At 32.7% G+C, this 20395-nt stretch carries 16 protein-coding genes; 5 read left to right on the forward strand and 11 right to left on the reverse strand.

Annotation, left to right across the window (positions count from 1 at the left end):
• Window positions 1–58: 58 nt before the first annotated feature.
• From BLT80_RS01920 to hemH, 10 genes are all read right to left on the reverse strand, one after another.
• Window positions 59–550: a hypothetical protein gene (locus BLT80_RS01920; RefSeq protein ID WP_092465896.1), complete on the reverse strand. Its 492-nt coding sequence runs from the start codon at window positions 548–550 to the stop codon at window positions 59–61.
• A gap of 345 nt (window positions 551–895) precedes the next feature.
• Window positions 896–1552, reverse strand: coding sequence for a response regulator (locus BLT80_RS01925; protein ID WP_092465897.1), 657 nt, complete (start codon window positions 1550–1552; stop codon window positions 896–898).
• A 97-nt stretch (window positions 1553–1649) separates the two neighbouring features.
• Window positions 1650–2810 (reverse strand): sensor histidine kinase, encoded by a 1161-nt coding sequence (locus BLT80_RS01930; RefSeq protein ID WP_092465898.1) that lies wholly within the window; start codon window positions 2808–2810, stop codon window positions 1650–1652.
• Between the two features lie 28 nt (window positions 2811–2838).
• A complete protein-coding gene (locus BLT80_RS01935; RefSeq protein ID WP_092465899.1) occupies window positions 2839–3699 on the reverse strand; it encodes a tetratricopeptide repeat protein in 861 nt (286 codons plus the stop codon).
• A 465-nt stretch (window positions 3700–4164) separates the two neighbouring features.
• Window positions 4165–4941: a hypothetical protein gene (locus tag BLT80_RS01945; protein WP_092465901.1), complete on the reverse strand. Its 777-nt coding sequence runs from the start codon at window positions 4939–4941 to the stop codon at window positions 4165–4167.
• 627 nt (window positions 4942–5568) lie between these two features.
• On the reverse strand, window positions 5569–6351 hold the full coding sequence (locus BLT80_RS01950) for an enoyl-CoA hydratase/isomerase family protein (RefSeq protein WP_092465902.1): 783 nt from the start codon (window positions 6349–6351) through the stop codon (window positions 5569–5571).
• Between the two features lie 100 nt (window positions 6352–6451).
• Window positions 6452–7894, reverse strand: a complete 1443-nt coding sequence (locus BLT80_RS01955) for a sensor histidine kinase (RefSeq protein ID WP_092466859.1) — start codon at window positions 7892–7894, stop codon at window positions 6452–6454.
• Between the two features lie 176 nt (window positions 7895–8070).
• Complete coding sequence (locus BLT80_RS01960; RefSeq protein WP_092465903.1) at window positions 8071–8619, reverse strand: CopD family protein; 549 nt, start codon at window positions 8617–8619, stop codon at window positions 8071–8073.
• A gap of 118 nt (window positions 8620–8737) precedes the next feature.
• On the reverse strand, window positions 8738–10093 hold the full coding sequence (locus BLT80_RS01965) for an MATE family efflux transporter (RefSeq protein WP_092465904.1): 1356 nt from the start codon (window positions 10091–10093) through the stop codon (window positions 8738–8740).
• Window positions 10093–11130 (reverse strand): ferrochelatase, encoded by a 1038-nt coding sequence (gene hemH / locus BLT80_RS01970; protein ID WP_092465905.1) that lies wholly within the window; start codon window positions 11128–11130, stop codon window positions 10093–10095. Before hemH ends, BLT80_RS01965 begins: the two co-directional genes overlap by 1 nt.
• A gap of 310 nt (window positions 11131–11440) precedes the next feature.
• On the opposite strand from hemH, the gene BLT80_RS01975 reads away from it, so the two are divergent.
• Window positions 11441–14959 carry a TraB/GumN family protein gene (locus BLT80_RS01975; RefSeq protein ID WP_092465906.1) on the forward strand — a complete coding sequence of 1173 codons (3519 nt, stop codon included), beginning with the start codon at window positions 11441–11443 and terminating at the stop codon, window positions 14957–14959.
• A 4-nt stretch (window positions 14960–14963) separates the two neighbouring features.
• Here BLT80_RS01975 and BLT80_RS01980 read toward each other — a convergent pair whose 3' ends face one another.
• Window positions 14964–15863: an AraC family transcriptional regulator gene (locus BLT80_RS01980; protein ID WP_092466860.1), complete on the reverse strand. Its 900-nt coding sequence runs from the start codon at window positions 15861–15863 to the stop codon at window positions 14964–14966.
• A 210-nt stretch (window positions 15864–16073) separates the two neighbouring features.
• Between BLT80_RS01980 and hemA the strand changes: the two genes are divergently transcribed.
• From hemA to hemE, 4 genes are all read left to right on the forward strand, one after another.
• Window positions 16074–17321 (forward strand): glutamyl-tRNA reductase, encoded by a 1248-nt coding sequence (hemA, locus tag BLT80_RS01985; RefSeq protein ID WP_092465907.1) that lies wholly within the window; start codon window positions 16074–16076, stop codon window positions 17319–17321.
• Window positions 17314–18894 (forward strand): hydroxymethylbilane synthase, encoded by a 1581-nt coding sequence (gene hemC, locus BLT80_RS01990; RefSeq protein ID WP_092465908.1) that lies wholly within the window; start codon window positions 17314–17316, stop codon window positions 18892–18894. The genes hemA and hemC overlap by 8 nt, the downstream gene beginning before the upstream one ends.
• A 62-nt stretch (window positions 18895–18956) precedes the next feature.
• Entirely contained in the window at window positions 18957–19313 is a 357-nt protein-coding gene (locus tag BLT80_RS01995) for a four helix bundle protein (protein WP_092465909.1), read from the forward strand.
• A gap of 50 nt (window positions 19314–19363) precedes the next feature.
• A complete protein-coding gene (hemE, locus tag BLT80_RS02000; protein WP_092465910.1) occupies window positions 19364–20392 on the forward strand; it encodes a uroporphyrinogen decarboxylase in 1029 nt (342 codons plus the stop codon).
• Window positions 20393–20395: the final 3 nt, after the last annotated feature.

Here is a 20395-nt window from a genome sequence, read left to right on the forward strand (position 1 = left end):
AGGACTAATAATTAATTTCGAAGAAAAGCATTTACATTAAAGCGAACCAACTACAACTCTATAAGTTGTATTTAAAAATTGCGCCTGCATTTAATATGCCACCTGGCGCAATACTGCTATAAGTTGAAACTATTCTAAGGCCATAATGCAGTTTGCTTTTTAAACCAAATAAGACTTGAACACCTAAATCAATCCCTAAGCCATTATCGTCTTCAAGTTCTAGCTTCTTATCAAAATTAACGTAAGAAAACCCAAAAATGGATTCAAGCTTAGAAGCTTCAGATTTTCCGAAATCATAATTTACATGAAATGCATACTTGTCTAATTTATACTTTAAGTCTAAATCCTTATTTTCCATTGTTGCATTGGACGCACTTAGGACCAGAGTTATATCCGAATTTAAGTTGTAACCCAACAAACCTTCAATGTTTAGTCCCACATCCTTTTGCATAAACTGCTCACTAAGATCAAACCCTAATGTAAATTTAGATTGAGCGAATAGAATAGAATTGAACAGAGATAATACAATAATAAATAATCTTGTTTTCATGGTTTTTAATTTTGATTGTTTATTTGGATTTATATAAATTAGATTGTTATTTAAAAAACCTTATTTCAAGTATTTTATACAAAAAAAAAAACACTTTTTATTCTGGTTTTAGCAAACTTGTGACAGCACTTTACTTATATTGGCTTTCTCGATTATATTTTAACTATCTGCTTTTATCTAATATGTAACTATACCCTCGTTTTCATTTAAAAACATATTGGTTACCACCAAAAATGTTTACATGAATTAAGTTGCAACATATTGACATTGTAAATGTAACATGAGAAAAAGAGGTAGTGTTACGGTTAATCCGTAATCTATGTTAAAGTTAAAAAATGGTTGAAATTAAAGTAGGCCGAGTTTGCGTACTTCTCTTAAAATATCTTCATCGTTACCTTTGGTAATGCCTAAGACATCTTTTATAATAGATTTACGTTTTTCTACAGCACTTTGGGAAAGCGCCAGATGCGTAGGTAGGTTTTTTGTCTTAATACCTTGTGCTAAAAGTTCAATGATTTTCCTATTGGTAGTATCTAAAAGTTCTTCCTTTGAGATGAGTAGTTTTTTTGCCTTCTTTACGCTTTCAGAAAAGTAATAGTTTCCTTTTGTGATTTCAGAGAAAGCATCAAGTAACTCTTCCCCATCAATATCACTTTTTACCAAAAGGCCTTGAGGGTTTACTTTTTTAAGAATATTGTATAAAACTATGGCTTCTGTATGTGAAGTAATAATAACAATTTTAGTTTCTAGGAAGTACATTTGCATTAAACGAGCAATATCCTGACCATTAAATATATTTTGATCCTCATAAGGCGGAATGCTGTAGTCTATTACAGCTAAAGCAAAATGATTTCTATTCTGAGATGTTGTTATAATCTTATATGCTTCTTCACAATTATAACATGCCGTAATATTAAGAAACTCATTGATATCGCTTAAAGACAAAATACTTTTATAGCCATCTATTTGGATAGGATGGTCGTCAATAATCAATACTTCCATAGAGTAGTTCTAAAATAGACTAGGTGCAAAACCAAATATAAAAAAATTAATCAATACTTATCTTTGGATTCAACTTAATCCTTTTTAACAAAAAGTATTAAAACGTTTTGGGTATAGAAATTGAAAGCGTTGTGCCTAAATTACGTTGCGATTCTATGTTTAGTTCCGAGTTTATTTTACCAGCTCTTTCCTTCATATTTTTTATACCAATACCTTTTGATTTGGTAGTATTATGAAAACCTACACCATTATCTATAAGCTCAATAACAATATGTGTTTCCGTTTGCGCCATCTTTACTATAACCGTATTGGCTTTAGCATGTTTATTAATATTATGTAGTCCCTCTTGGAGTATACGGTATACTTCAATTTTAGTAGCATTAGATACAACCTTCCAGTCTATAAGTTCATCAAAATATAAATTGAGTTTTAATTTTGAATCACCAGTAATATTTTCAAACAAACCTGAAATCATTTTGGTAAAATTCACTTGATCTGAAAATAAGTCTTCACTCAGATTATGTGAAATAGCACGTATTTCTTTTTCTACGTCTTGTAAACTTTTTATATAAGGCAAACACTTTTCAACAGTTTCAGCATCTTTTCTTTTGTTAAGCACAAATAGATTTAAACGAATACCAGAAAGCTTACCTAATATTCCATCATGCAACTCTTGAGACATACGTTTTTTTTCAAAATGCTTTCCTTGCTCTATTTTAAATTGCTCTTCCAGCATTAGGTTATACAAGCTCTCATTAGCTTCTAATTCCTTTTGAGCTAGAACTAATTCTTTGTTTTTTAATTTTCTGGCTCTATTGATATAGACCATAATTGATATTACTAAAATGAGTACACTTAATAGTGTTGCAACCCAAAATCCTTTATCGGCTTTGTCTCTTTGTTTTTCAGCAGATTGTTTTTCTTTTATTAAGTTTTCAGTATTAAACTCAATTAAAGCAAACTTTTCTTGTTGGTTGCGTTCGTTTAAAGTAATACTATCTTGTAAGGTTAAATAGGTTTCATACCAGTGTCCTGTTTTTGTTAGACTATCGGTTTGTGCCATTAAATGTATGGCTTTAAGCTCCTCTCCTAATTGTCCATTTTTTTTAGTGGTATGGTATGCCTTTTGTGCAAAATAAAAAGCCGAATCATTATTTTTTATATCCTTATAATAATTAGCCAAAAGCAACTCTCCCGTACTACGCGACGGCGAATCTACACTGTCGTGAACGCGCAGCGCTTTATTAAAAAGCGGCATCACCTTATTTTTGTTTAACTTATGCCTATTATATGCCCAATTTTCTAAGAGGTAGGCATAATTTTATAGGATTTTGTTTGGGAAATACACCTATGTAATCTGTTTGTTCAAAATAAGTTTCTGCTTCCTCATAATGGCCTTGCTGCATTTTTAAAACACCAATATTTAATAACGATTGAGCCTTTAATCTTAATTGATAGGGTTTTTGCTTTTCATTAAAATATTCTGTTACATTAAGCGCCTTATTATGGTAATCAAAAGCTAAACCATATTTTTCGGTCTCAGTAAATAATTTACCTAAAGTATTATAAACACCATATTTAGCCAAAAAATTATCATCATCTTCAACTATTTTTAATGCTTCTACAGCATATTTTTCACTTTTTGTGTAATCTTTGACAGATTTTAAGATTAATGACAAATTTGACAATGCACTTCTTTGAGTATTCTTATCTTTTGTTACTGAAAAATAAGTAGATGCCTTATAGTTATAGTAAAAAGCACTATCTTTCTTCTTTGAATTTAAAAAATTATCACCAATATACATATTGCTTCGGGCAATAATAAAAGTATCCTTAGCCTGGGTAGCTAATTTCAAAGCTGTTAAAGCACTTTTATATTCTCCTTTTAAATCACTAATGCTATAATATCTATTCGCAACTTTTAAATAATTTTTCCTTTTTGTAGAATCGTTTTTTCTTTTATTTAGATAATTCTCAATTTTATGGATAGCTTCCTTTCTAGTATCAAAAGTCAAGGAATCATTATATGCCACATTAAACAAAGAATCCACCTTTTTTGATAAAGGTGGTTCTACATTATTATATACTTCTTGTTTACAAGAAATAAAAAGGAAAATGGTTAATAAGAAAAATAAATACTTTTTCATTCTCTAAAAATAAAGAAATAGAAATAGCAGAGAGACCCATTATAGTAAAACCATACTTTTTGTTAAAGTAATTGGGAAGAAAGAAAAAAAAAACCTCTGTTAATTGACGTTATATGGTTGTCAATTAACAGAGGTTGTCTATTTGCAATATAATTAACAGAAAAACTAAACTATGAATTTAACTCTTAACTGCTATTTTTTAATACATTGTTTTACCACGTTAATTTTCAATATTGAACATTTTTTGTAGTATTCCATTTTTATTCAAGTAGGCAAATAATGATATATCACCAATAATGTTTGCTATCATAACTATTAAGCTTAATTCAACATCATCTTTAAACTTCGTTAACGTATAAATATCTGAACTACTAAAGTTCATAATTACTTTATAGGACAAAACAATAGAAAAAACCGACAGTCCAATGAGAAATATAATGATAGCATAAATTATAAATTTATTTTTCATGAAAAAGCCGCATAAATTGATGCCAAAGCTGATGATGCTCCAATTCGCAATAATGAAGCTACAATTGTTACTGTAGGTATAACTCCTGTTCCACCAGTAGCAACCCCAACAGCGTAAATTGCAGTAAAGGCAGCAGCTAATGTAAAAAATCCAATAGCAGCAGAAATACCATCAGCTTCTCTCCAGCTAGCCTGAGTTTCTACAGGCATATCAGGATTCTGAGTTGACCAAAAATCACCAGAAAACTGATAGACAGTTGACACTAACAAATAAGTATCTAAGTCAACCCCTTTCAATTTGTTTCTAGTTAAATTTTGGTGTTTCATTAACTGATTATTATCGGTAATAGTTTTTATTTCTCTTAATTTTTGAATAAGTAAATCACTATCAACGAAATCACTCTGTGCTTGTTTTATTAAAGAAGTTAAGTATTTGGTGCTAAATTGATCTGATATTTCAAAATAATTGTCAATACTTTTTGAAGTAAGTCCATTATCTTTGTACAGTTCTAATGTTGTTGTTTTAACAACATTTAATTTTGTCGGATTTTTAGACATTAATAATTCTAAATTGGCAGCGTGTTCTTTGCCGATTTGGGTTATTTCTGAATCCGTTAGTAAGCGAATTTTTTTATCATGTTTTTTAGTTTTTTTTAAAATTCCTTGTTGATTTAAGTTTTGACTATTTCCAAACTGACTAAAAGATGTAAATAAAACTAATGATGCTAAAAAAGTTCCGAAATAGGTTTTTCTAATTGTTTTAAATATATTCATAATATTTTAAAGTTTATAAAATTGAAATTAATTTTTTCGATAACTCAGTTTACTTTTTCTTTTATTTCTGTTTCAACTTTCACATTTCCGATTTTGGATGGTCAGTCCTTTTAATGACGTTTATTCAGTTTATATTTTATACAAGGGTTCTAATTTGTTCTGTTTATTAATGCTCTGTAAAACTAAGAAGTAACAAAAAAGGGGGTTTACGGTAAAACCGTCTATTTCGTTAATTTTTTAATTAACAAGAAATGACCTCTACAATTTGGCTCAAAATAAGAGTCAAATTGCAGAGGTCATTAATTACTATTCATAATTTTAGAATAATAGCATCCTATAAACTTGAGTTTTCTATGGATTTATACTTTTTACTTAAAAAGAAAATCAGCCTATGTGATTCTATAAGAAAGGATAATTCTGTGTATATATTAGATAAACCTAATGTTTGTCAGCATCATAATACACAATAGATTTGACAAAAATTAATAATTTGAATTATGTACCAATTATTTAAAATACAATTACTTATAATGAGCCCACTTTTAGTAGCAAGCTTCATTTTAGTGTCTCCCATTTATTTTTTATACAAAGCGTTCTCAAGACAGATGACAATTAAATAATAATCATCTATTTCCCAGGAAAATCCGCCTTACGCTTTTCTAAAAAAGCAGTCGTACCTTCAACAAAATCTTCGGTACCAAAGCATTTTCCAAATTGTTTAATTTCTACTTTGTAACCATCTTTGCCGTCTTTGTAATTCGCGTTAATCGCTTTAATGGCTTTACTGATGGCAACAGAAGAATTTCGCATTATTTTACTTGCAATCTTCTCTGCTAATGGTAGTAATTCTTCTAGCTCAACAACGTGGTTTACTAAACCATAATTTAAAGCTTGGTTAGCATCAATCATACCAGCTGTCATTACCATTTCCATCGCTCTACCCTTACCTACTAGCTGTGGTAAACGTTGCGTACCTCCATAACCAGGAATCACGCCTAGAGACACTTCTGGTAGTCCCATTTTGGCGTTACTACTTGCCACTCTAAAATGACAAGTCATCGCTAATTCTAAGCCTCCCCCAAGTGCAAAACCATTTACCGCTGCAATAACAGGAGTGCTTAAACCTTCCACAAAATCGAATAATAAGGCTTGTCCTTGTGCGGCTAGTTTTCCACCTTCGTTAACACTAAAATCTGCAAATTCGCTAATATCAGCTCCGGCCACAAACGCTTTTTCACCGCTTCCAGTGAGGATGATAACTTTGGTGTTTTCATCTGTATCTGCAGCATCAAAAGCATCGTGCAATTCTTGAATCGTATCCTTATTTAATGCGTTTAGTTTTTTTGGTCTGTTGATTGTAATCGTTGTAATTCCGTTGGAATAATCTGAAAGTATGTTTTCGTAATTCATTGAAAATTTATTTTTTATTCCCACTAGAAGTGGAAATCTGGTTGTTATATTCTTTAAATTACTTTGCAAACACCGCAGCCCAAACAATGGACTATAGTTTTTACAAAGAGATCTCTGCCTGCGCAGAAATTGTTTGATTTTTAGGAAAAGTAACTGTAAAAATTGTGCCTTTTCCTAATTCCGTGGTAAAGGTAATACTTCCATTATAAGTTTCTACAATGTTCTTTACCATAGCCAAGCCTAAGCCCATACCACTAGTCTTCGTCGTGAATTTTGGCTCGAATATTTTGTCTTTAGTGTCTTCATTTATTCCAGAGCCATTATCCTCAATCGTAATACTCACATTATCTCCTTCGCTAAAAACACGTACTACAATTTTAGGATTTTCAGCATCATTAGGAATCGCTTGAATACCATTTTTAACCAAATTAGTAACCACTCTTATTAACTGTGTTCTATCAAATTTAGCAATAATTTCTTCGGTTTCAGAATAGAATTCAATGTACTCTTCATTAAAAATATCGAGAGCCATTTTCACAATATACACCACGTTAAGCACTTCACTTTTTTGAGCTGGCATCTTAGCAAAATTTGAAAACGCCGAAGCAATAGAACTCATGGTATCAATTTGCTGAATAAGCGTATTGCTGTATTCATCTACTTTTTTATGAATGTTTTCATCCTCTGGATTAAACTTACGTTGAAAACTCTGAACAGTCAATCGCATAGGTGTTAGTGGGTTTTTAATCTCGTGAGCCACTTGTTTTGCCATTTCGCGCCAAGCCTGCTCACGCTCATTAGTTGCTAAAACCACAGCACTCGCTTCTAGCTCATCAATCATGCTATTATAAGAATTGATAAGCGTTCCGATTTCATCACTTGAAGAATCTATCTGAATTTTTGTATTACGCTTTTCTAATCGCGTTTCATTCATCTTATCACTAATAGTCCGAAGTGATTTGGTTATAAATTTAGATATAAAATAAGCAAAAACAATTGCGACTAAAATCAATACTAAATAGGCATAAGCCAAACGTTTTAAAAACTCCTTTAGCTCTTTATTAAAAAAATCATCATTTTCTAAATAGGGCAAATTTAAAATGGCTAACGTCTTAAATTTTTCATCCATGATATAAGAGTAGGATGACTGAAAAGTTTGCCCAGCAACTTTATTCTTTACGACATAACGATGCTCTAAAGTATTAGATAAGGTGTTTAATATTTCAACATCTAAACAGAGATCTGAAGAGTCTCTTTGAATGGTCCGTTTTGAACTTTTAAGTAATTGCCCTTCTAAATCATAAAGGTTAATTTGTAAATTATGAATGGCATCAATTTCAAAAATTTCATCTTTGAAAATTAACGGAATATTCTCTGTTGTACGAGGATATGTGGTTTCTCCAATAACAAAATTAATACTTTGCTTAATCGCTTTTTCCTTACGTTCTAGGCGCTCACTATGGTATTCTCTAGCCTCTTCGCTATATTGATAAATAGTTACCCCAGCTATCAAAATCGACGCTACAAGTACTAAAAGTATCATGGCTACATTTATTCGAGCTCTTAAGGATAGGCGTTGCATCATTATTGAAGTGTCCAAGAAAATGGACGTGTTTTAATTCTGAAATATAAGTTTTAAATATAGCAATAATCAATCCAAAGACAGCATGTGTAAATTTCAAATTAATAAAAACTAAAATTTAGCTTTTAAAAAGTCTATTAGGCTTCCGGATTTTTAGAACGTATATTTTTATACAATTTAAAACCTAACATAATTAAGACTCCTAAAGCTACCATTCCTATAATTCCAAAAACCCAGTTGATTGCACTTTTAAGAATAACTAGAAAAACCACAGCAAATAGTATGAATGTTGCTCCCTCATTCCAGATGCGCATAAAACTAGAAGTGACTTTAACCTCATCATTTTGAAGTTGCTTAAAATATAGATGTGTTTTATAGTGATACATAAAAAGTAAAAGCACAAATAATAATTTAACATGCATCCAACCCATTTGCAACCAACTTGGCATTAAAATCATTAACCAAACCGCAAATAGCGTCGCTAAAATTGCAGAAGGCCAAGTGATTATAAACCAAAGACGTTTTGCCATTAATTTTAATTGTTTTCCTAAAATTTCTTTTTCTGGTGATGGTTTGTGAAATGCTTCAATTTGATAGACAAATAATCTCGGAATGTAGAATAAGCCTGCAAACCAAGTAATCACAAAAATGAGGTGTAATGATTTTATGTAATTATAATATTCCATAGTGTAAAATGGTAATTTTATGTTGTTTTAATATAAATTTTGTCACTCTAATTTTATATTCGAAAATGACATTTTAAATTTACAAATAACAAAAAACGTCATCTTTAAAATCAGTAAATCACTCAATCAATTCAGCTTTCAGATTCAACTTTACTTCGCGATATAAAAAATAAGCCGTGACTACCGTTGAAAGCACATCTGAAATTGGAAACGACATCCAGATCCCTAATTCACCAAAATATAATGGTAAAATATACATTAACGGAATAAAGAAAATCGCTTGCCTTGTCAACGTAAGGAATAATGCAGGCAATGCTTTACCAACTGCTTGAAAATACGCTGCACCTACAAGTTGCAATGCTACAATTGGTACCGCTGCAAAAGCCCATCGCATATTATTTGGGGTGACACTGATAACATCTGCATCTGTTGTAAACCATTTTGTAATAATATCTGGGAAGAACATTAAACCTATAAAGACTACGGTTCCTAAAATAGTGGCATATTTTATAGCCGTATAAATAGATTCCTGAACACGTTCATATTTTTTTGCACCATAATTAAAACCTGCAATAGGAATAAAGCCTTGTGTAATTCCAAACACCGGAAACAATACAAACATCATCATCCTACCAACTATAGCATAAGCCGTAACTGATGTTTCACCACCAAAATTGAAGAGTGCATTGTTCACCAATAAGAACGTAACACTTACAACAGCTTGCCTCGCTAAGGTTACAAAACCTAACGATGCAATTTCTGAGACAATAGACTTCTGTAATTTAAAATGTGAAAAGTTGATTTTTAATTCAGAATTATCGGATAAAAAATACCAAAATATAAACAGAAACGCCACGATATAAGACCCTGTTGTAGCCCATGCGGCTCCTGCCATTCCGTAGTCTAAAACATTAATAAACATATAGTCTAAAACCAAGTTACCGACGGAAGGAATAAGCATCGCATACATCGCGAATTTAGGTTTCCCTTCAGCTCTAATGACAGTATTACCCATCATTACAAATCCTAAGATGGGTACACCGTAGAGAATGATTTCGTAATATACTTTTGCTGGTTCAAAAATATTGCCTTTCCCACCAAAAGCAGGAATTAAGGTGTCCACAAAATAAAGCCCAAACACGGCAAAAGTCACCGTAAACAATAGGGTTAGCGTCAGCTGATTTCCAAAAGTTTTAAGCGCCTTAATAGTATTATTAGCACCTAAAGCTCGCGAAATCATTGAAGACCCTCCAATACCAATAGCCATACCCAATGCTGCAATAAAAAACGACACTGGTAGTACTACGTTAATGGCTGCAATAGCTGTAGACCCAATCCAATTTCCAACAAAAATAGTATCGACCAAGATGTTAAGCGACATCACCAAAATACCAATAGATGCTGGTACGGCTTGCCTAATAAGTAATTTGCCTATAGGCTCATTTCCTAGATCTTGTGACGATACATTTGCCATTATACGACTTTGGTTTCAGCAGTTGACCATTCCTCTACCATAGTACTAAGTACTTCAGCAAAATCGTCGCGGTCGTTGAGGCAAGGGATCACTGTAAATTCTTTTCCGCCCATTTCGTGAAAGATTTCTTCACCTTCCATCGCAATTTCTTCCAACGTTTCTAAACAATCGCTTACAAAAGCGGGTGTTACAATGGCCATTTTTTTGGTACCAGCCTTACCCATTCTTTCAATAGTACGGTCTGTATAGGGCTTTAACCATGGATCAAAACCAAGTCTCGATTGAAACGTCGTAGAATACGTGCCATTTTTTAAACCTAACTTTTTAGCCACATTTACGGTGGTAATTTCGCATTGGTGACGGTAACAAAATTCGTGTTGTTTACTGCCCATTTTAAAACAGCATTTGCCATTCATTTGGCAGTTACCATTGGTAATATCACTTTTACGAATATGTCTTTCAGGAACCCCGTGATAACTAAAAAGGATATGTTCATAATCCAAATTATTCAAGGTTTCACCAATGCTTTTAGAAAGTACATTAATATAATCTTCACGATTGTAAAATGCTGGTGTTCGTGTAATTTTTAGGTCTGGAAAATATTCAGCAACCAACTCATCTACTTTTACATCAATCGTTTCTGTGGTTGCCATCGCAAATTGTGGGTATAGCGGAATGGTCTTTATTTCAGTACAGCCTTTATCAACTAATTCTTGCAGTCCCTTTTTAATCGTCATGCTGCCATAACGCATTGCTAAAGCCACAGGATAATCTACTTTTTGCTGCACTTTTTCTTGAAGTCGCTCCGAAAGTACAATTAACGGAGAGCCTTCGTCCCACCAAATTTTTTGATACGCTGCTGCCGATGCTTTAGGTCTGGTATTTAAAATAATACCTTTTACTAAAATAGTACGCGCCACTAATGGCACATCAATAACGCGTTCGTCCATTAAAAACTCACCGAGATACTTCTTAACATCTTTAGGGCTTGGACTGTCTGGAGAGCCCAAATTAACTAATAAAATTCCTTTTGACATGCTTTACATTTTCAACTGCAAAAGTACGATACTAATCGCAATACTTAATAATGGTTTGTATTGGTTTTATTTATCCTACCATCTTAAAATATTTTATCTACTTTTAGGTTATAGATACCTAAACAATAGTTTTATGACTTGTTTTTAATCGAGTTTAACTATTTCTATAAGTCTGTTTAAAGGATTTAAATATCTTTACAAGCCTTGATCAAAATTTATTATGAACCGAGCATGTTCAAAATTTAATTATTTAAAACATAATTAATAGCGAACTGCACGTGACAATTATAATGTCAGCAAACACAAACACATGAAAAAATACTTATCACTACTTATATTTTCCTTTACAATAGTTGCCTTCTCACAACAACAATATCAAAGCTTACTTTGGAAAATTACAGGAAACGGATTAGAAAAACCGTCATATCTCTATGGCACCATGCATGTCAGCAAAAAAGTAGCCTTTAGATTAGACGATGTATTTTACAAGGCATTAAATCAAAGTGATTGTATTGCACTAGAATCTGACCCAACTACTTGGCCAGGTTTTAATTACGAAATGATGCTTGGACAAATGGCTGCCTACACTAATTATAATGAAGATTTCTATACCAACCTTTTTAAGCTAACGCACCCTGAAGAAATGGCAATTAGAGGTTCCGTGCGTATGGATAACAATGCTGTGAATGCCTATTTATATAGAAAAAGTAGCTCTTCAGATAATTTTGAAGAAGAAACCTATTTAGACATGTTTATTTTTCAAGCCGGAAAGAAAAACAATAAAAAAATATACGCCCTAGAAGATTTAGAAGAATCTAGATACTTAACCACAAAAGCAGCTTACAATGCCAATAAAAAAGAATTAGACCCATGGTTACAAAAATTGTATGCTAAAGAGAATGCGTATTTAATTCAAGAAAATTTATACCGCGATAGAAACTTAGACTTACTCGATTCTATTGGAGCTGGTGTTAACACCGAATTCTTCCGCGAAAACATGCTCTATATTCGAAACGAGAATATGGTGATCTCTTTAGAAAAATTAATGCCTACCAAATCTGTATTTGCAGGAGTTGGTGCCGCACATTTACCAGGAGAACACGGTATGATAAATATGTTACGTCAACGTGGTTATACCGTAAAAGCCTTAACATCTGACCAAACGGACTATAGCAAAACAGAGAAAATAAAATTAGACAGTCTTTTTGTGAGTCCGGAATTACAAAAACATAGCACTCCAGATGGTTTTCTAAGCATTAACACCTATGATAAACTAAGAGAGTTTTCTTACGGTGGTCAGAAATATTATTTAGATCCAGACATGACTAATGGTGCCTATTTAACTATTAATAGAATTAGTCGTTTTACGTATTTACCAAACGAAAAAGAAAATATTAGCCTTAAAGATATTGACCATTTACTGTATGAAGACATTCCTGGAGATATCATTAAGAAAGACGAATTAACGCAACCTTATCCAGGAATAAGCATCGTTAATAAAACCAAAAAAGGGGAGTTTCAGAAGTACCATATTTATGAAACACCCTTAGAAATTATAATTATAAAATTTGCTGGCCGTAGTGACTTTGTACTCAAACATGAAGATAAGATTTTCAATTCAATAGTATTGAGAACTCCTTCAGACGACACACAATTATTCAACTCTCCAAAACGTAAATTTCAAGTAGATTTTCCTGAATATTTTATTTCTAGCAACATGAATAACTATGGAAAAAAGCTAGTGGAAGGTCATAAAGATGGAGCTTATTATTTTATTGAAGAAGCCGTTTTAAATGACTTAACATATATTGAAGAAGACAGTTTTGAGGCAAAGTATTTTCACCATGCCCTATATAAAAATTACAAATTAGTTGAAGCTGAAGGTGGTTTTAAAGCAGGTGATTACAAAACCTATGAATCTAATGCCATTTTAGACGCTGATACTAATAAAAGATTATATCTAAAAACCATTGTTAAGGATGGCAGTTACTATTTATTAGGTTACGTGGGCACAAATGAAATTGATAAATCGGCATTTTTTAAGTCCTTTAAATTCAACAAAACAGATTACAAAGGATTTGAAAAAGTGATAGATACCTCTTTACATTTTTCGGTTAACACAAACGGAAAAGCACCTTTACCAAATCCATACAACTATAATTACAATGGTGGTAAAAAAGCTAAAGATTATGAGCAAACCATAAACGAAACGGTTTATTCTACTTATGCTAACGAGCAAATCTCCATCTCAAGGACTAAGTTTCACGATTTACAAATGTTTCATAATGTAGATAGCCTTTGGAAAGATTTAGAAGAGAAAGTAAATTACAGAGCACGTTATTATAAAGCCGAAAAAGCATTTCATATTGCCAATCGTAAGTCGTCTAAAACTGATGATGATATCTACATCAATACTTTTAGTTACACAGATTCTTCAAGTGCAAAGCAAGTATTAGTTAAGAATATTTTAAAGGAAGGAGTGCTTTTCGAATTAAAAACGTTGGTGGATTCTATAAGCGGTCCTTCAAAATTTGTGACAGAATTTTATGAGTCATTTACACCAAAAGACACCCTTTTAGGGAAAAATGTGTTAACCGATAAAACCAAACAATTTTTTGAAGCCTTACGAGCAAAAGACAGTATTGTTTTAGAATCTTACGGTCTTATTAAATTTAAGAAACACAACAGTAAAGACATCGTTTCAATTCTAAAGGATTTTGAATTTGAAAAAGAACGCCTAGAGATAAAATCGTACCTCGTTGAACAACTCATCGAAATAGACTTAAAGAACAATCTACCTTTTATAAAGCAACTCTATCACGATAGTTATTCTGATCCACAAACTCAAACCTCTATTTTAGAAGGCTTATTAGATTCTAACACCAAAGAATCATATACCATTGCTTTAGAATTAATGGAGCGCGATTTACCCTTAGGAAGTGTTGGCAGCATGTTTTACAATTACAATCGTAAAGACTCTTTAGAACTGAAAGCTTCGCTATTTCCAAAAATTTTAGAATACAGCACCATACAAGAATATAAGCAACCACTTTATACTTTGCTTGCCAAAGTAAAAGACAGTGGATTAGTAAAACAAAAGACCTATAAAAAATATAAAAATCAGTTGATAAATGACGCTAAAATGGAAATAAAGCGGAATTTAGGAAGCTATAATAATTACGGTTACAATTCGTATTCTCACAATTTGGCGACCTATGTTCGACTCATTTTTCCTTATAGAGAAGAACGTACAGCTAAAGATTTCTTTTCAAAATTGCTTAATGTAGATGACATAAATGCCTTGGTAAAATATTATGTATTATTAACGAAGGCCAAAGAAACAATTCCTGCTCAACTTACAGAAAAGCTTGTTAATGATGAAGAAAACCAATATTTACTTTTAGAAGAATTAGATGCTTCTGAATTATTAGGTAAACTAAAATCTATCGGTATTAATCAACAACAATTTGCCAAATCGAAACTATTATCTGACGCTAATTATGAAAAAGAAAAAGATTCTATTGCCTTTCTTTTTAAGCGCGATTTTGTCACTGATAAAGGTAAAAATGCCATAATGTATTTCTTTAAAATAGATAAGGATGACGAGTATTCTGGTAAAATGGAAGCCTTACATTACATTTCATTTATTAAACCAAAAGACCCAAAGCAATTGGTTGTAGATTATTATTCTATATCAGAAAGTTATGGCACTATGGTTGATAAAACGAAAGAACTCGAAGAGCAATATACCGAAATTCTTAACCTAGCGATCTATAAGGATAGACAACGGGTTACTCCAACTGGAGGTGATGGCTATTATGATTATTAGAAATTTATGACGATGCTTGAATATACTTTTTAGGCGTCGTCCCAAATTTCTTTTTAAAAGCAGCTATAAAATGACTTCCTGTACTGTAACCTACCCTTAGTCCAACTTCATTCACATTATAATCGCCAGACTCTAAAAGTTTACGTGCCACTTCCATTTTATAATCGAATAGAAAACTAAAAACCGAATCTCCATAAATCTGTTTAAAACCTTCTTTTAATTTTTTTAAACTAAGGTCTATTTCATCTGCCAATTCTTGCAAACTTGGTGGTTCAGCCATATTTGCTATCATAATGTCTTTTGCTTTTTTTAATTTGGCAACATTGACCTCATCCACTAAAAACGGACATTGTTCAATATCGGCATCTTCACTTCGGTTAAAAAACAGACTCAATAATTCATAAGCCTTGCCTTTAAAATATAAGGGTTTTATGGAATTGTTCAAGTTAAAACTGATGAGCTGATTCAAAACCACAGCCATGGATGGCGAAATTTTTCCATCTTTATAATATTTTTTATCTCTATTATCGTCCGTTAAAAACGTAACATAATTAGCATCTTCTGAAAACAAACCATGAAATTTCTTAATAGAAATCACTAAAGACACCAACCAAGAATGCGGCTGAATTTCTAAATGAATCGGTAAATCACGTTCTGGATTATAAAGCAATAAGGACGTTTCTTCATCAATATTTAAGGTGTAGTTGCCCTGATTAAACTTAAAAGCAGCTTTTCCTTTAGTGCAAAAATGAAACTGAATATAGCTACTATCAATCTCACGCTCAAGAATTTCGACGCTGTCATTTTCATTTTTATGTGTTAACACAAAAAAGCCATCTTCAATACGCGTTTCCTCAAAAGTACTTATAGCGATACTTTCTGAGTTGTTTTTTTCTAAATCCATTTCGTTATTATTTAGATTCATTCTAAACAAAAGCCTAAAAAGCCCTTGATTTTGCTACAAAAGTATGATAATTATCATGTTTTAGTTAAAAACAATCCTAAAAAACCAGAAACGATACTTTAAGTTCTTCTAGCGTTGTTTTTATTTAAATTTCAAAATTACATTTGCGCTGTTACTTTCCAAAGTCAGGTAAACGAGCGAACGCAACACATGCCAAATAGAAGCAAATATTTTTACGCCATAGGTCTCAGCTATCAAAAAGCAGATGCAGAAGTGCGCGGTCATTTTAGTTTAAGTGACACGGCTAAACATAATGTATTGTCGCAAGCTAAGCAAAACGGCATCGAAAGCCTTTTAGTAGTTTCTACTTGTAACCGAACTGAACTTTACGGTTTTGCTGAGCATCCTTTTCAACTGATTCAATTATTATGTGACAACACAAAAGGTACCGTTGAAGAGTTTCAAGAGGTTGCTTATGTTCACAAAAACAAAGATGCTATAAACCACATGTTCCGTGTAGGTTCTGGTTTAGATAGTCAGATTCTTGGAGATTTCGAAATTATATTTCAGCTTAAAGCTGGTGCAAGAATTTCGAAAGAAGTCGGTTTATTAAATTCATTTACGGAACGTTTAGTGAATTCTGTGATTCAAGCAAGCAAACGTATTAAAAACGAAACGCAATTATCTTCTGGTGCCACATCGGTTTCTTTTGCTTCTGTTCAGTACATTATGAATACCGTTGAGCATATTTCTAAAAAGAATATTCTACTCTTCGGAACAGGAAAAATTGGAAGAAATACTTGTGAAAACTTAGTTAAACACACTAAGAATTCTCATATCACTTTAATTAACAGAACTAAAGATAAAGCTGAAGAAGTAGCCGGTAAATTTAACCTTGTCGTAAAAGATTACGAGAATCTAGAAGACGAAATTAACGCTTCAGACATTGTCATTGTTGCAACAGGCGCTCAAAACCCAACGGTTTACAAATCTTTAATTTCAACCGAAAAGCCATTATTGGTTTTAGACTTATCGATTCCAAAGAACGTTAATGAAGATATTAGAGAACATTCTAATATCACTTTAGTACATTTAGATGATTTAGCAAAAATCACAGATGACACTTTAGAAAAGCGAAAAGCATACATTCCAAATGCCGAAGCGATTATTCTAGAAATTTCAGCCGAATTTAATGCGTGGTTAAATACGTTAAAATTCGTTCCTACCATTCAGGCTATAAAACATAAATTAACAGATTTTAAAAATTCTGAATTCAATACACAACGCAAAAAAATGTCTGACTTTAACGAGGTTCAGGCGGAGTTGATTACTAATAATTTGATTCAGAAAATAACAAATCAATTTGCACATCACTTAAGAGAAGATGGCAATACTTCAGATGAAAGCATAGAGCTCATCAAAAAAATATTTCAGTTAGAAACTACCGATAATGTCTAAAATAATTCGCATTGGCACACGCGACAGCCAGCTCGCTATGTGGCAAGCAAAAACAGTTCAATCACAACTTGAACATTTAGGTCATAAAACCGTCCTTGTTCCGATAAAATCAACAGGAGATTTAGTTCTCGATAAACCGTTGTACGAACTCGGTGTTACCGGAATTTTCACTAAAACTTTAGATATCGCCATGCTTAAGGGCATTATTGATATTGCGGTGCATTCCTTAAAAGATGTACCAACCGTTTTACCAAAAGGCATTATACAAGCTGCTGTTTTAAAACGTGGAAATATTAATGACACCTTAGTTTTTAAAGACAATGAAGAGTTTTTATCTGCTAAAGATGCCGTTATAGCAACAGGAAGTTTAAGACGACGTGCACAATGGTTAAACCGCTATCCAACGCATACTATTGTTGGTTTGCGCGGAAACGTGAACTCTAGACTAGAAAAGCTTGAAAATAATGACGATTGGGATGCTGCTATTTTTGCAGGAGCCGGTTTAGGAAGGTTAAATTTAACACCCGAAAATTCGATAAATTTAAGTTGGATGATTCCTGCGCCAGCACAAGGAGCCATTATGATTACGGCTCTAGAATCCGCAGAGGAAACAAGGGAAATTCTTAAAGAAATAAATCACGAAGAAACCGAAATTTGTACGTCTATTGAGCGCGAATTTTTAAATCGTTTAGAAGGTGGTTGTACAGCACCAATTGGAGCTATTTGTTATATTAATAAAGAGGAAGAAATCAACTTTAAAGGAATTCTTTTAAGTACCGATGGCACTAAAAAAATTGAAGTTGTTAAAGTAGTTCCTCTCGGAAGTCATCATAATGTAGCAGAATTCTGCGCCGATTATATCATTGGAAAAGGTGGTAAAATATTAATTGACGAATTAACGCAAGGTGACAAAATCACTAATATTTATTCTACGAAACAATTAACTAATGATCAGAAAGCAATGTTTCATGATGATGTTGTCGCTGAAAGTAACGATGATATTAAAATTAATTCTAATAGGCTTAGCAAGAGTATTATTCGTAACGAAATTGAGAACGTTATCATTACAAGTCAGAATACAGTAGAATCGTTACTTACAAATTTTTCGGCAGTAGAATTACAATTCAAAAATATTTATTGTGTTGGTCGAAAAACCAAACGCATGGTAGAAAAACGTATTGGAAAAGTAAAGCATTACGAGCAGTACGCTAAAGATTTAGCCAATCACATGGTTGAATTTATGGATGGTGCTGAAGTGACTTATTTCTGTAGTAATTTGAGGTTAGATACCATACCCGATATTTTATCTGAAAACAACATCAAAGTCAACGAAGTTGAAGCCTATGAAACTAAGCTTGATGCTAAGAAAGTAGAAGGCGATTTAGATGGTGTAATGTTTTATAGTCCATCTACAGTTCAAAGTTTTTTACAACAAAATGAAGCTAAAGGCATTGCATTTTGTATTGGAGAAACGACGGCTACTGAAGCTAAAAAGTACTTTAAAGAGGTGAGAGTTGCTAAAGTTCCTTTGGTTGAGAGTGTTGTTGAGTTGGTGAATGAATTTTACAAATAGAGCCATTGGCTTTTAGCCTTTAGCTATTAGCACCACTGTTGTGAAAAGTCAAAAGCTAAAATATGAGAAATTTTAGGACACTTGAAATTTGGAAAAATGGAATTGAACTGGTAAAACAAGTTTATGTCCTTTCTCAGCAATTGCCATCCGAAGAAAAGTTTGGACTGAGAAGTCAAATAACAAGAGCAGCCATATCGATTCCTTCTAATATTGCAGAAGGTTCCAGTAGAAATAGTGATATAGAATTCAAACGGTTTCTTGAAATAGCAATGGGCTCTCTCTTTGAAGTTGAAACACAATTAATTATTTCAAAGGAATTAGAGTTTATTCCAGAAGAAAAATTAACAACTATTTTTGAACTTCTCAGTACAGAAGCAAGAATGATAAATAGTTTAATAAGTAAAATTAAAAACAGCTAATAGTAACTGGCCAAAAGCCAAAAACTAATAGCCAAAAGCCAAAGGCTACAATGATAAAGAACGATTTATTTTTAAGAGCATTAAAAGGAGAAACTGTAGAACGTCCACCAGTTTGGATGATGCGTCAAGCAGGCAGATACTTACCTGAGTTTATGGAAATCAAAGCGAAATATGATTTCTTTACACGTTGCCAAACACCAGAATTAGCAAGTGAAATTACAGTACAACCAATACGTCGTTATGGTATGGATGCTGCGATTCTGTTTTCAGATATTTTAGTGATTCCACAAGCGATGAATATTGAGGTACAAATGAAGCCTAATTTTGGGCCTTACTTACCAAATCCTATTCGCTCTCAAAAAGACGTCGATAACGTCATTGTTCCTGATGTAAAAGAGGCTTTAAACTATGTTTACGAGGCTATAAAAGCGACCAAAGAAAAGCTAAATGACGACATTCCGTTAATTGGTTTTGCGGGTTCACCTTGGACCATTTTATGTTATTGTGTGCAAGGTCAAGGCTCTAAAAACTTTGATAAAGCCAAAGAGTTTTGTTTTACAAATCCGATTGCTGCACATGGTTTACTGCAGAAAATCACAGATACAACCATCGCCTATTTAAAGGAAAAAGTAAAAGCGGGTTGTAATGCTGTACAAGTTTTTGATTCTTGGGGAGGCATGTTATCTCCTGTAGATTATCAAGAATTTTCTTGGCAATATATACAACAAATTATAGATGCTTTAAAAGAGGATGCACCAGTTATCGCCTTTGGAAAAGGCTGTTGGTTTGCCTTAGATACAATGGCAAAATCTGGCGCTTCAGCATTAGGTGTCGATTGGACCTGTTCTGCAAAAAATGCTCGTTACCTTACAGGAGGAAATATCACTCTACAAGGTAATTTTGACCCAACACGTTTATTTTCGCCACCTGCTGAAATCAAGAAGATGGTGACTCAAATGATTAATGAGTTTGGGAAAGATAAATACATCGTTAATTTGGGACATGGTATTTTACCAAACATCCCTTTAGAAAACGCCAAAGCATTTATTGACGCCGTTAAGGAATACAAAGCAGACTAAGTT

This window comes from Winogradskyella thalassocola, from assembly GCF_900099995.1.
GTDB lineage: Bacteria > Bacteroidota > Bacteroidia > Flavobacteriales > Flavobacteriaceae > Winogradskyella > Winogradskyella thalassocola.

What these genes read in the sequence shown, in the direction of transcription:
- BLT80_RS01920 (WP_092465896.1), bottom strand. Translation starts at nt 550, where the DNA reads ATGAAAACAAGATTATTTATTATTGTATTATCTCTGTTCAATTCTATT.
- BLT80_RS01925 (WP_092465897.1), bottom strand. Translation starts at nt 1,552, where the DNA reads ATGGAAGTATTGATTATTGACGACCATCCTATCCAAATAGATGGCTAT.
- BLT80_RS01930 (WP_092465898.1), bottom strand. Translation starts at nt 2,810, where the DNA reads ATGCCGCTTTTTAATAAAGCGCTGCGCGTTCACGACAGTGTAGATTCG.
- BLT80_RS01935 (WP_092465899.1), bottom strand. Translation starts at nt 3,699, where the DNA reads ATGAAAAAGTATTTATTTTTCTTATTAACCATTTTCCTTTTTATTTCT.
- BLT80_RS01945 (WP_092465901.1), bottom strand. Translation starts at nt 4,941, where the DNA reads ATGAATATATTTAAAACAATTAGAAAAACCTATTTCGGAACTTTTTTA.
- BLT80_RS01950 (WP_092465902.1), bottom strand. Translation starts at nt 6,351, where the DNA reads ATGAATTACGAAAACATACTTTCAGATTATTCCAACGGAATTACAACG.
- BLT80_RS01955 (WP_092466859.1), bottom strand. Translation starts at nt 7,894, where the DNA reads ATGATACTTTTAGTACTTGTAGCGTCGATTTTGATAGCTGGGGTAACT.
- BLT80_RS01960 (WP_092465903.1), bottom strand. Translation starts at nt 8,619, where the DNA reads ATGGAATATTATAATTACATAAAATCATTACACCTCATTTTTGTGATT.
- BLT80_RS01965 (WP_092465904.1), bottom strand. Translation starts at nt 10,093, where the DNA reads ATGGCAAATGTATCGTCACAAGATCTAGGAAATGAGCCTATAGGCAAA.
- hemH (WP_092465905.1), bottom strand. Translation starts at nt 11,130, where the DNA reads ATGTCAAAAGGAATTTTATTAGTTAATTTGGGCTCTCCAGACAGTCCA.
- BLT80_RS01975 (WP_092465906.1), top strand. Translation starts at nt 11,441, where the DNA reads ATGAAAAAATACTTATCACTACTTATATTTTCCTTTACAATAGTTGCC.
- BLT80_RS01980 (WP_092466860.1), bottom strand. Translation starts at nt 15,863, where the DNA reads ATGGATTTAGAAAAAAACAACTCAGAAAGTATCGCTATAAGTACTTTT.
- hemA (WP_092465907.1), top strand. Translation starts at nt 16,074, where the DNA reads ATGCCAAATAGAAGCAAATATTTTTACGCCATAGGTCTCAGCTATCAA.
- hemC (WP_092465908.1), top strand. Translation starts at nt 17,314, where the DNA reads ATGTCTAAAATAATTCGCATTGGCACACGCGACAGCCAGCTCGCTATG.
- BLT80_RS01995 (WP_092465909.1), top strand. Translation starts at nt 18,957, where the DNA reads ATGAGAAATTTTAGGACACTTGAAATTTGGAAAAATGGAATTGAACTG.
- hemE (WP_092465910.1), top strand. Translation starts at nt 19,364, where the DNA reads ATGATAAAGAACGATTTATTTTTAAGAGCATTAAAAGGAGAAACTGTA.